Source organism: Vibrio hepatarius, assembly GCF_011806575.1.
Taxonomy (GTDB): Bacteria; Pseudomonadota; Gammaproteobacteria; order Enterobacterales; family Vibrionaceae; genus Vibrio; species Vibrio hepatarius_A.
The window spans coordinates 210,070-222,426 of sequence record NZ_JAATOO010000006.1; the positions used below are offsets into that span (position 1 = coordinate 210,070).

Here is a 12,357-nt window from a genome sequence, read left to right on the forward strand (position 1 = left end):
CGCTCAGTGAGCGGCTTTAATATATTTGGAACTAGCGGTCCCAGTATGCTTCTTCCAAGCTGTCTTCACGTTCTGGCAGAGCGCGAGTCAAGCGTGGTGAGTGCTGGGTCAATACTTCGTAGCTTACTCGGTTCGCGTATTTACAAATTTGCGATAGCGATGAGTAAGTCAGATACGGCTTGTCATGCTTTGATGAATTCGGCACATTATTCGCGTGGTGGCTGTTTGCCGCCATATCATGAAGCAGGGCAGAAAGTGCAGCATCACCAGCACCGTTAGTGTTTTTGATCTCTAGCGGGCCACCTAAATAAGGACCAATATGAGAGTATACTTTTACCGGTGTTGTGCAGTCTTCTTTGCGCATGGCGCGACTGAATTCGTACTTGTTGAACTCAGGGATGTTACCCGGTAACAATGGTAGCTCTGTTTCACGTTTAACGGAGTCATCTGTGTAACCCGCCATGTAAAGACCGACTGCGCCTGCTGTACAAAGAACTAAGTCCACCCACTCGAGTGCTTTATCTGCAGCCAGTAGAGGATCTTTTTCGCCCGTCAGCGCTTCGCCTTCTTCTTCGTTCATCGCAACAATAGAGATGTTCTCTTTAATGTATTGTTGCCACCATTCAGCGTTACCTTCGATGACCCATTTCGTACCTAGTGTCAGTACCACAGGAACATTATTCTGTTTAGCTAGTTCAATCGCACGAGCTACAGCTTTAGGCATTGGATCTTCAGGTTTACCGCGCATTAGGTAAGAAGAGACAACCAGTGCAGACGATTTTTCGAATACTTCACTTGGTATGCTTTCAGGACGAAGATTGTTCATCTCACCTTCGTTGATAGCGAATGTGCGTTCGCCGTCATCTGAAATAAGGGTGTAACAACGACCAATTGAACCTTCAACTGTCTGTAAGTGGTTTAAGTTCATGCGCGATGAAGTTCGGCATAGGTAACGGTAAGCAAAAGAACCTACCTCGATGTTGCGCGACATAACACCAAGCAATACTGACTTGCTGTCTGCTAGGACAGAGTAGTTGTGTAGAGTGTTACCGATAGTGTCAGTTCGTCGTATAGAGCGTCAGCTTTGCTTTCTTCTAAGACCAGAGAGTGACCTTTACTTAATTGATATTTTTCAAGGAACTCATCGTCTACACGAGCTTCGATATCAACAATGGTTTGACCAACACCAACAATGATCGGGCGATAGAGTTTTGGTGTCTCTTTCATCTGGTTGATGAGTGGGTCACGAGCGTGTGTAGGGAAGTAGTGCTTAGATTTGCGCTGTCCTGGGAACTTCATATTTACAGGTAAGTAGGAAATTTTCGCGCATGATATCACACAACGTTAAGAATGCTTTCATTTTTATTACATAAAACAGTGCCAGACCAATTGGTCTGGCACTGTAAAGTACTATTCTTTGCCAGTGTACGCACCGAACGCTTTGGTTCCCCAAAGTGGCACAGTTGACAAGCTGTGCTTGAAGCTACCGGAGGTTTCTTTTGTCGAGTAAGAGATGTACATCAGAGTTTGGTTTTCAACATCAAGAATACGGCGGATCTTCATGCTCTTGAAGAAGATACTCTTTGACTTTTTGAACACTACTTCGCCGTCATTGGATTTGTCGATTTGTGCGATCATTTCTGCTGTAATTTCGCCAGTTTGACGGCATGAAATCGAGCTGTCACTTGGGTCTGCGAGGCTGAAGTCCGCTTCAATAGAAGCCACATGACAAGTAACACCGGTTACGATTGGGTCTTGCATATGATTGAGCTTAATATCTTTCATTGTGAATAGGCCCAGACTCACGTCGCCCACTTCACCACTGTCACAAGCTGAAAGGCTAAGCGCCATCACCGCGGCTAAGGTTAACTTTTTAATCATAATAATGTGTCCTAAAAACTAAGGGCAAATCTGCCAAGAAGCGATAAACCTAATCTAACTGATTGATATAGCATATCAGCTTTTCTGTCGTATATTGAATAATCACGTAAAACACTTGTGAGATGACCAGCTTACCGATAAGCTGACGCCAAATCGCTCGAGTTGTAAATACTAATGACAGACACCATTCCGCATATCGCTAAAATCAAAAACCAATGGCTCGCTGAGCAAGTTGACGTACAGTACCCAACGAAAGAAAGTTTAGCGGGGCGCAAGCTCTATCTAGCGAAAGCGGAGCAACAACATTTCATCACTCTAGATACTGACATTCAGTATGAGCCGAATTTTGCGGAAGAAGATATTTTCCTCGTCGACTTTCATCGTTTAACTGTCATGTTCTCACTTCTACAGTCTCAACGCTGGGATAAGCCTGAAGAACAGGAGCTGATTGTCGAGTTCCTGACTCAAATCATCTATTCTGAACCATGCCAGCTTTATCTGGGTTTCAGCAATGGTGAACCTGTGGCCGCAGCGATGGTAACCATCACTGATGATGCTTCTCTGATCTCTGATGTTGTGGTGAATCAAGCAAGTGATATCGAGAATTGCGCGCGCTTTGCTCTCTCTATCGCCAACAAGTTATCGTTGAACAACTCATCATCTCGCGAACTCTATCTCGAAGTCACTCCATAACCTTTTTCCTCGTAAAACTAGACACTTTCTTTGTGTCTAGTCAGCTATTTCGCCTTTGAAACATCATAGCTAAGGTATGAATCAATACAGATATCTGCTCAAAGAGTGATTTAACTATGAATTTTGCTGATTCATACCCATTTTTGACACCAATTTGTTAAGCCAATCATGTTAAACATGCTCAACTGTTTTATTATTTTTTGAGTTGAAATAAATGGGCGTGAATATGGCAGAACCACAAACTAGATGCGTAATTTTTGATTGCGATGGTACCTTGGTTGACAGTGAACGTCTGTGCTGCGAAACGCTTTGCCAAGTGTTTCAAGAATTCGGCGTTGAGTTATCAATGCAGGACGCGATCGATTATTTTGAGGGCGGAAAACTGGCAGACATACTGTCGAGATTTAATCAGCACCTTGGCGTCGATATCTCGCTCGATAAGTTGGAACCTTTGTACCGTGACAAACTGGACGAGCTATTCGAACAGCAATTGCAACCAATGGAAGGTGTGTTCGAAACGTTAAGCTCATTAGACGCCAAAAATATTGAGTATTGTGTGGTGTCAAATGGACCACGTAGTAAGATTGAGCGCTCATTGCAACTGACTGGGTTACTGCCTTACTTTGAGGGTAAGCTTTTCTCTGCGTTTGAAACCAACAGTTGGAAGCCAGAACCAGATCTCATTTTGTACAGTGCAATGAATATGGGCTTTCGTTTAGACGAGTGCCTTTATGTAGATGATACGCCGAAAGGTTTGGAAGCGGGTGTAAGAGCGGGGGTACGAACCGTTCATTTGCTTGGGCTTAACGAAAAGCCTCACCAGTTCGATATCGATAAAATTCGCACGCTTCGCGATTTAGAAGCGTGCTTATAAAAGTAACTACTTAGTGATAAGTATGAAGGGGCGTCACGGTCTTTCTTTTTGCCATCACTAAGTTGACATTTGGTTCGAACGCGACGACTTGTTCTAAGTCTTCAAAAAATGAGCCACATTCAGCACAAAGCATGCTGTTTTTTTCTGACAGTAAGTATTCTTCGCTACCACATAGCGGGCAGCACAAAGTCGTCTCTTTATTTTGTTGAGTCATAGGTAAGTTCTCCAGCAGCTTTAAAGCGATCTAATGTAGGGTTTTGTGTTTATTAATTATTCTTAGAATTACTCTTAATATAATTATTAGGCGAGTAATTAATTTCTATATGCTAAAACTAGCTCGAAGCTTGATTGTAAGGTAGTCACTTATAGAAATTGTGAGAGTCAATTCATATATTCTTCTGACTATACTGTAAAATATTGCGATGTTAGTTTGGAATGAGTATCAAAGTCCCGAGTGAGGAATATACTCCGAATTTATTTCGTCTGTTCGGCAATGAGCTTAACAAACAACTCCATCCCGCTTCGCCAATTCTTGTCACTATCAAAATTCGCAACACTGACTCGAATGCAATGCTTAAACTGGTCATGGGTACCAAACATAAACCCAGGTAAGATGCTGATTTTATGTTGGTTACAAGACTGGTAAAGCTGGTAGCTGTCAATGCTTTTTGGCAGTCGAATCCAAAGTAAGAAGGAACCTTGAACGCCTGAAATATGATATTGGTTTATTAGTTCTGGGTGCGCATCCATGGCATTTCTAAATAACTGGATATATCGCTTGGCATTATTCTGATAACAACGTCGCATCTTTGAAATATGGTTTCGATATTTTCCAGAAGTTAAAAATTCACCGACCGCAGACTGCATTAAGTTTAAGCTGCCCATATTTTCACATAGCAAGTACTTTTCGACTTGTTCGCGATAGCGTCCAGCAAGCATCCAACCGATTCTTAGTCTTGAATCTAACGTTTTAGACAGTGAATTCACGTAAATGACTCTTTGTTTATCATCTAAAGCACGCAAACTTGGAATCGGTGAGCTAAAGGAAAGTGCGCCGAAAACGTCATCTTCAATAATAGGAATAGTACCGGATACGCCAAGAAGCTGTTTACGTCTTTCAAGCGGCATAACTGCGCCACTGGGATTGGTAAAATTGGGTGTGACGAGAATCACTTTAACGTCCCACTTAGTTAGTGCAGATTCTAAAGCAAGCGGATCCATGCCTTGATAGTCGCAACTTGGGATTTCCAGCACTTCAAGCCCAAGAGACTCCAACAACAATAAGTTGCCGAAGTAACACGGAGATTCAACAGCAACAATATCCCCGGGTACTGTGATAGCTCTCAATGCCAGGCTGATCGCTTGCTGCGCACCGTGGGTGACTAAGATTTCATCTACGTTCGCAGGGGTACCAAGATCTTGCGTGATCTTCGCCAGTTGTTTGATTAACAATGTATCACCTGGCGGTAACTGATAGTGGCTGGCGGTATGAGTTTGGCGCCGGCTATGACGTCCTATCTCGGCATAAAGACTTTTAATTGCAGGTGTGTCTGTGCTGGGATGAGCCGAACCAGTTGGTAGCAATTCCTTGTAATTGGGGTAAGTAAGAACCTCTTTACACACCGAGAGTAAGTCCACCCTAGTCGGTTTGACGTGTGATGCTTGCACCGATTTGATTGAGTTGACTCGATAACCCGATTTAGGCACAGAGTAAATCAACCCTTGAGCTTCAAGCTCCTGAAAAGCGCGAATGATAGTGTTTTTGCCGAATCCAAGTTCGTTAACCAACTGACGAATCGAAGGCAACTTATCGTTGTGTTGATAGACGCCATTATCAATCGCGCTCCTTAAAATACGCTCAACTTGGAGATACTTGCTCATATCAGACGATTTAGATAATTCTGTACCCATATAAATGCGCTCAACTGTGACTTACTGGAATTGTTGTACCCAGTTAGATTAGCACCATTAACAAAAGCAAAACAATTAGAGAACATCAGTCATGCTTATTAGAGCGATCCCATTTGTCTTCGTCATTCTTTGGGCGTCCGGATTTGTCGGTGCGCGTTTTGGTCTTCAATACGCCGAGCCAGCGACTCTGCTGTCAATTCGCATGGCAGGAAACGTGCTGCTGTTTCTGGTGTTGATTGCTTTCTTGCGCCGCAGAGTTCCAACAGGTAAGGATTTTCTACATAGTTGCGTCGTGGGAATACTGATTCACGGTTTCTATTTGGGTGGAACGTATTTTGCCATCGCGTTGGGTATGCCGGCAGGATTAAGTTCGTTATTAGTAGGGATACAACCGATATTAACCGCGGTACTGCTTGTTTCATTTACCCGTGAGCATTTTAAACCAGTGCAATGGCTTGGTTTGGTGATGGGCTTTATCGGAATTTCTCTTGTGCTTGGCGGAAAAATGGAATGGCAATCTGAGAGTGATAAAGTGCTGGCGATAGCCGTTTGTTTATGTGCCTTGGTTGGCATTACCCTAGGAACACTGTATCAGAAGAAATACTGCAATACCAGTGACATGGTCGGTAGTGCAATGGTGCAGTATTTAGCTGCTGGCGCTTTGTTTTTACCTGTGGCGATTCAATTCGAGACCATGCACGTCGAGTGGACTCAAGAATTTATCCTAACCTTGATTTGGTTGGTGGTGGTATTGTCCTGTGTGGCAATCTTGTTGTTGCTTTACATGGTAAAAAATGGTGCGGCGTCGAGTGTTGCTTCGGTGTTTTATCTCGTTCCGCCTACGACGGCGATTCAGGCTTGGTTAGCGTTTGGTGAATCATTTGATGTGACAGGTATGCTCGGATTCGGTTTCGCTGCGGTTGCCGTGTATTTGGTGGTTAAAAAACCAAAGCTGTTTAGCACGAAAACGAATCAAACATGTTCTGCTGAATGAAGTAACAAAAACGCCTGCTCGAAAGCAGGCGTTTTTTATTTGTTAGGTTATTAAGTGCGTTTTGCTAAATATGCTTCGTAATCTGGAACTTCAATATCAACTTCTTGTTCCATGAGATTTGATTCAAATAGGAATTTAGCGGAAGCACGGTTGGTTGCCACAGGGATGTTCCACACGCTTGCAATACGAAGTAGGGCTTTTACATCTGGGTCATGTGGAACGGCATTCAGTGGGTCCCAAAAGAACACCAAGACATCGATTTTACCTTCCGAAATCAGCGCCCCCAATTGTTGGTCGCCACCCATTGGGCCACTGATTAAACTTTTGATCGCAAGACCCGTTTCTTTACTTAAGATTGAGCCAGTTGTGCCTGTCGCGTATAGAAAGTGGCGTTGTAACTTATCTTTATTCTCTTTTACCCAACGTACAAGTTCTGGCTTGCAGTTGTCATGCGCCACTAGGGCAATGTGCTTGTGTGCAGGGATGGTACGAATTGTCTTTTCCATTCAGACTTCCTAATTGTTTTCGTTATGAACGTAAAATGTCGGTCGATATTCAGAGGGAGAAAGTGAATCCTCAATGACCTTTTTATTCAGTGTCTTCGGCGTCAGTGGCTCAATTTTCGGTGCACTAACGCGTTGATAATCTTTATGTCTTAAATAGCTAACCGCTTGTTGTACGGATAAGCGCCCTTGCTTGACCATCTTGTCCGTTGGGGCAAATTCGACTTTATCTCGTAGTAAGCCGCGATATACACCGTGACTCAAGTAGGTCGAAACCAGTCCAATTTGCTCGGTTTTTCCCGCGGCGCGAAGTTCGCTAATTGCCGCTTCAATGGCTACTGCACTACCGACAATATAATCAACATCATCGTTATCTATCGCTTTTTGTACAAGGTTTCTTTGTAGTTCTTTGTCATTATCCGCCCACAATGTGTCGATAATGCGAAGGTCGCTGTGTTTTATCGCGTCATAAAACCCTTTCAGTACGGGGTTGGTTCCGCCACTAGAGCGAGGACCGGGCAGTAGCGCGATATTGGTGATACCTGAACCTGACGGGTGGCTTTGTTTAAGATAATCACCGGCGTAAAAGCCCATCCAGTACCAATCTACGCCCACTTCACCTTTCAAGTTGACTTGGTTTTCTTCATTGAGTGAAAGTTTGTTTACCGCGGCAAAAACGGGAATAGCCCCCGTGTATTGGCGTAACGAACTGTCATAGAGTTCGGGTGCGACAGTACCCAAGATGATGGCGTCAGCGTTCCAACGGGCGCACAAAGACAATTGTTCCTTTTGTTTGTCGTAGTTCATGTAACCGCCGGCTTCCAGCACTCGTAAATCAGTGCCTTGCTTACGCGCTTCATCGACCATGCCATAGTTAACGGATAGCCAATACGAATCTTTCAAGTGAGGATATATAGCACATAAGCGAGGAGGCTCAGCTGCGCTTGCATTACCGACCAACAAACCGAGAGCGAGGGTCATTGTCGCGGTGGAAAGCTTTTTCTTAATTGAGCGCAAAGACATACGGTATTTCATTGGTAAATAAGGGGTAAACACTGCAAAATATACTGCATTCTACCAGAGTTAAAAAGTGAAGTATCTCGATGTTATTAGCGAAAGCCAGTATCGGACGTAAACTGTTGTTTGCCTTTTTGGCGATGGCTTTACTGGTGCTAAGTTCAGCGCTGATTGGTGTGTTCGGTTTCAAATCTGTGGCTAAGACCGAGAGAAACGTCGTTAATTCAGCGATCCCTTCGATGCTCGAAGCTCGTCAGGTATCAGAGCTGAGCTCGAAGATCATTTCCTCAGTTCAGGTGTTATCAAATGCAAAGACAGAAGCACAGCGTAAACAATCTGGACAAGAGTTATTTGCTCAGCTAGAAACGTTACTCACACACATTAAACAATTGGGTTCCGACTCGTTTGACTCACAGCTGCTGAGTAAGCTAGAAGCTAATGTGCAAAGTGTTATCGATACTCTCGCGCAATTTGGTATTGTCGTTGAGAAACGGTTGTTCCTCGCGAAAGATCTTTCTGGTCGCACGAAAGAAATGCGCGAACTCGCTTCAGAGCTTGAACGCCTTACGCGTACACAAGTCGCCAATACCTCAACGATTGCGGTCGCCAATGTCACTCACATCTACGACCTTCTCGAGACAAAACAGACAGAAAGCGCATACAAGGCGCTAGATACATTGGTCGAAGTCGATTTGGACCTCTCTGAACGTTTACACGAGCTTCATTTATTGGCGTTTAAAATGCTTAATCAAATTGAAGAAGTACGTACAGTGTCGGACATTGACCGTATCAAGACCATTCACCAAGAGTTTGATAGTAATTTAACGATTATGAAGCGACGGGTGAAAGCGGTTGAAGACCCAACACGCTCGATTCAAATGACTCAGCTATTAAATGACTTAGACAAGCGCACGATCGTGTTTGAAGTACTGCGACAACGCTACGATAATGACTTAGCCGCTCAGCAGTTAATGCAGGATACCTTGGATCAGTTCACCACTTTGAATACCACGGTAAGTCAGTTGGTCGATGAGTCTAACATTGCCACAACCCATGCGGTGGAAGAGCTAAAAACCACCTTAGAGTACGCGCAGTTAACGCTGACCATAATCACCGTGCTTGGTCTAGTGATCGTCGTCTTGATTGTTTGGAAAGTCGTTTATGTATCGGTTCTCAAACGTTTAGCTGAGTATTCGTCGGCGTTGCTCTCCATTGCTAAAGGGCAGTTACAGGTGGATCTTAATATCAAAGGAAATGACGAGCTGGCACATATGGGGCAAGCAATCATTACCGCGAGAGACACAGCAAAAGCCTTGAAAGTTGTAGCGGAAAGCGAGGCCAAAGCAAGGAGTGAGCTGCAACAACACAAAGAACATTTAGAAGAGTTGGTCACTGACCGGACATTGCAGCTTCAGCAAGCAAATGAACGCTTGAACGAAGAGGTGGTGAATCACGCCCAAGCAAGACAAGAAGCAGAGCAAGCGAGTCGCGCCAAATCGGCGTTCCTTGCAACGATGAGTCATGAAATTCGCACACCAATGAACGGCGTGTTAGGTACTGTGCAATTGCTCAAAGATGCAGGATTGAACCCTCAACAAAGCCACTATGTGGATGTGATTAACCGCAGCGGTACCACGCTATTGGCAATCCTTAACGACGTATTGGACTACTCAAAGATTGAAGCCGGGCACTTAGAGATAAGGCCGGTAGATTTTAACCTTCATGCGATGGTCGATGATGTTAAGCAACTATTGGCAAGCCGTGCGCAAGAAAAGCAAATCGATTTAAGTGTGTGTATTGAAAGTGACCTAAGTAAGTTTTGGTTTGGCGACAGCACCCGAATCAGTCAGGTGCTAAACAACTTGGTAGGGAACGCGATTAAGTTCACCGAGCAAGGTCACGTTGATATCTATGTGGCAAGCGACCCAGAACACGATGGCAATATCCTGTTTGAAGTATCAGACACCGGAATGGGCATTTCTGAACAGGAACAAGAAACATTGTTCGAAGCATTTACCCAAGCTTCGGCGGGAATTGGCAGTAAAGGCGGCACTGGTCTTGGTCTCGCTATAAGTCGAAAACTTGTGCAAGCGATGGGCGGTGAGCTAAGCCTTGAATCGATTGTTGGTGAAGGGAGCCGTTTCTGGTTTTCGGTTCCATTAACGATAGGCAAAGAGATTGAGAGCAGTGACGTTGTCACCAAGAGCCAGCTTCGTGCAAAAGTATTATTGGTTGAAGATAATCCAGTCAACTGCATGGTCGCAGAAGGGTTCCTACATAGCTTGGGTCATGACGTGACGACCGCGGTAAATGGGCGAGAAGCGAGGGAACAGTTCGCACAACAGCGCTTTGATATCGTGTTACTCGACATTAACTTACCCGATTGCGATGGTGTGAGTTTGTTGCCTCAATTGCGCGCAATCGAGGCCGATATCGACGCTATAAACCCAACACCGATGGTCGCAGTGTCGGCGCATGTATTTAATGAAGAAGTGGAGAAATATCTCTCTTCAGGTTTTGATGGTTACTTACCGAAACCGCTGGATAAAGGCGCGTTATGTTTACTGATCCAAAACTGTTTGCAAGGCCAAGAGCTGATACTTCCCCAAGGGGCAGTCAACAAACCAAAGAGTGCCCCAAATCAACCTGTTATCGATAGCAGTGTCGTGATTTCAGATATGTCGATTCTGGGTAAAGACAAAATGCGCGAGATCGGCGAACTGTTTGTCCAAGGTAGTGAGCAAATTCTACGTGAGATGCAGGCGGGCGAGCAAAGCCAGGATAATATGCTAATCAAACAGTTAGCACATAAGCTGAAAGGTTCTGCAGGGAGTTTGGGTCTACTAGCATTATTTGATCTGTGTTTACAGATTGAAAAAGACAATGAACCGCTATCTTGCTATCTTGACAACAAATCGCGGCTAACTGAGCTTGTATCGGCGTCAAAGCAAGCGCTCGATGCACTGATGGAATAAGGACTTCTCTATGCCAATTATCGAATCTTCCCACCTTTTTATGCGTAGTATCAACGAGGGCGACTGGCCGCTGTTTGAGCGATTGCATGAAGACGAAGAAGTGATTCGATATGCGTTTGACAAACCAACGACGGAACAGATTCGCTCGCGTTTCGAAAGCCGTTTGCCAAAATGGGAATGGGGAAGTACGCATTGGCTTTGCCTCGTCATTATTCACCGTGAAACAAATCAGCCAATGGGCGTGATGGGTTTGTGTCGTTCTGAAGAGCAGCAAGAGTATGTGGAAGTCGGATATTTACTGCTTCCCGAATATCATGGCAAAGGCTTTGGTACAGAATCGCTTTTAGCTTTGGTCGAGTACGCAAAAGCCAATTTCCCGATCGAGAAGTTCAATGCGATTGTCACCGATGGCAACATCGCGTCATGCAAAGTGCTCGAAAAAGTCGGGTTTGTACTGTGCGAGCGTGAACCCAATGCGTACCAGATTGGTGGGATGGACTACGACGATCTGATTTACAGCTTTGAGGTGTAAATCCGTTAGCCAATACTTAAGGTCGGCCTGTAGATACCTAGTGCTGAAAGTGTCAGTAACACTTGGGCTGTATAGTATGTCACCATGACGACATGTCGTGAAAACGCTGAGGTGGTGCGAAAACGGTCAATAGCCAGCACTAAATCAGACACAATGAATATAAACGCGCCCATCGCTCCGTAAGCAGCGAGCGGATGTTCGGCCTCTAACCAAACTTCCGTTGCTCCACACGCCATTATCAATATCGCACTTGTGTATACCGCAACTGGCAACTTCATGTTATCGAGTGTTGGCAGTAATAGTAGATAAACAATCAAGCCGACACTAAATAGCACGGCAGGCAGCCAAAGTGTTAAAGGTTGTTCTATTTGGGTGAAGAACGCGTAACTGTATAAAATATGCGCACACAGAAAGCAGCTTAACCCCTCAATAAACTTGTCTTTGGGGTGCATTAAGAAAAGATCGCCAACGGCTGACGCGATTAATCCCACGCCAATCCAATAGGCATAATCTTGTGAGTTCGGGCTATCGACTAAAACAAGCGCCGACATCAGGAAAACAGGTGTCGCTTTGGATAGATAAAAGATCCAACGATATTTTTTATCTATGCTCCATACGTGCAAAACGCACAGTAAAACGATAATTAACCACATATTTCCTGTCTCAATAAAAAAAAGCAGCAATAAATTGCTGCTATTAGAGTAATGAGTGGCGGTTAGCTACGCAATAGCATTCGCTAAGATTTGACGGCTAACATCCGGTGTAATTGCGCCGCATTCACCAAGCTTAGTCATGCCGTGCGCTTCAAGTTGTTTAATAACAGACTCGATAGCGTCATCTTTGTTTGTCTCGTACTCGGTAAATTGAGTGTCTACACCTAGAGAGTGGTAGAACTTTTCAATCGCGTCGATAGTACGCAGTGCAAGGTCGTCGCCTGCTTCTAAATCAAATACGTTCACGCCCATTTGTTCCAACTT

General features: G+C 44.5%; 11 protein-coding genes and 2 pseudogenes. 5 read left to right on the forward strand and 8 right to left on the reverse strand.

Annotation, left to right across the window (positions count from 1 at the left end; all coding sequences use genetic code 11):
* Window positions 1-31: 31 nt before the first annotated feature.
* Window positions 32-1,299, reverse strand: a pseudogene (locus HCZ42_RS06805) (inosine/guanosine kinase).
* Window positions 1,300-1,410: 111 nt separating this feature from the next.
* The gene (locus HCZ42_RS06810; RefSeq protein WP_167419974.1) at window positions 1,411-1,881 is read right to left on the reverse strand and encodes a CreA family protein; all 471 of its coding nucleotides are present in this window, start codon (window positions 1,879-1,881) and stop codon (window positions 1,411-1,413) included.
* Window positions 1,882-2,055: 174 nt separating this feature from the next.
* Between HCZ42_RS06810 and HCZ42_RS06815 the strand changes: the two genes are divergently transcribed.
* Window positions 2,056-2,574 (forward strand): flavodoxin, encoded by a 519-nt coding sequence (locus HCZ42_RS06815; RefSeq protein WP_167419975.1) that lies wholly within the window; start codon window positions 2,056-2,058, stop codon window positions 2,572-2,574.
* Window positions 2,575-2,800: 226 nt separating this feature from the next.
* On the forward strand, window positions 2,801-3,448 hold the full coding sequence (locus tag HCZ42_RS06820) for an HAD-IA family hydrolase (protein WP_167419976.1): 648 nt from the start codon (window positions 2,801-2,803) through the stop codon (window positions 3,446-3,448).
* Between the two features lie 10 nt (window positions 3,449-3,458).
* On the opposite strand, the gene HCZ42_RS06825 is transcribed toward HCZ42_RS06820, so the two are convergent.
* Window positions 3,459-3,662 carry a hypothetical protein gene (locus tag HCZ42_RS06825; protein ID WP_167419977.1) on the reverse strand — a complete coding sequence of 68 codons (204 nt, stop codon included), beginning with the start codon at window positions 3,660-3,662 and terminating at the stop codon, window positions 3,459-3,461.
* A 260-nt stretch (window positions 3,663-3,922) separates the two neighbouring features.
* The gene (locus HCZ42_RS06830) at window positions 3,923-5,359 is read right to left on the reverse strand and encodes a PLP-dependent aminotransferase family protein (RefSeq protein WP_167419978.1); all 1,437 of its coding nucleotides are present in this window, start codon (window positions 5,357-5,359) and stop codon (window positions 3,923-3,925) included.
* Between the two features lie 91 nt (window positions 5,360-5,450).
* Between HCZ42_RS06830 and HCZ42_RS06835 the strand changes: the two genes are divergently transcribed.
* On the forward strand, window positions 5,451-6,353 hold the full coding sequence (locus HCZ42_RS06835; protein ID WP_167419979.1) for a DMT family transporter: 903 nt from the start codon (window positions 5,451-5,453) through the stop codon (window positions 6,351-6,353).
* Between the two features lie 50 nt (window positions 6,354-6,403).
* Here the strand turns inward: HCZ42_RS06835 and HCZ42_RS06840 are convergent, their stop codons facing one another.
* Both HCZ42_RS06840 and torT read right to left on the reverse strand, forming a co-directional pair.
* Window positions 6,404-6,859: a methylglyoxal synthase gene (locus HCZ42_RS06840; RefSeq protein WP_053407613.1), complete on the reverse strand. Its 456-nt coding sequence runs from the start codon at window positions 6,857-6,859 to the stop codon at window positions 6,404-6,406.
* Between the two features lie 9 nt (window positions 6,860-6,868).
* Window positions 6,869-7,837: a TMAO reductase system periplasmic protein TorT gene (gene torT / locus HCZ42_RS06845; protein WP_254868908.1), complete on the reverse strand. Its 969-nt coding sequence runs from the start codon at window positions 7,835-7,837 to the stop codon at window positions 6,869-6,871.
* A gap of 122 nt (window positions 7,838-7,959) precedes the next feature.
* Here torT and torS point away from each other — a divergent pair, with 122 nt between their 5' ends.
* Window positions 7,960-10,848, forward strand: a complete 2,889-nt coding sequence (torS, locus tag HCZ42_RS06850) for a TMAO reductase system sensor histidine kinase/response regulator TorS (RefSeq protein ID WP_167419981.1) — start codon at window positions 7,960-7,962, stop codon at window positions 10,846-10,848.
* A gap of 10 nt (window positions 10,849-10,858) precedes the next feature.
* Window positions 10,859-11,380 carry a GNAT family N-acetyltransferase gene (locus HCZ42_RS06855; RefSeq protein WP_167419982.1) on the forward strand — a complete coding sequence of 174 codons (522 nt, stop codon included), beginning with the start codon at window positions 10,859-10,861 and terminating at the stop codon, window positions 11,378-11,380.
* Window positions 11,381-11,385: 5 nt separating this feature from the next.
* Here the strand turns inward: HCZ42_RS06855 and HCZ42_RS06860 are convergent, their stop codons facing one another.
* Both HCZ42_RS06860 and HCZ42_RS06865 read right to left on the reverse strand, forming a co-directional pair.
* A complete protein-coding gene (locus HCZ42_RS06860; RefSeq protein WP_167419983.1) occupies window positions 11,386-12,033 on the reverse strand; it encodes a lysoplasmalogenase in 648 nt (215 codons plus the stop codon).
* A 66-nt stretch (window positions 12,034-12,099) separates the two neighbouring features.
* Window positions 12,100-12,357: pseudogene (locus tag HCZ42_RS06865) on the reverse strand (NADH-dependent alcohol dehydrogenase); the annotation flags it as partial.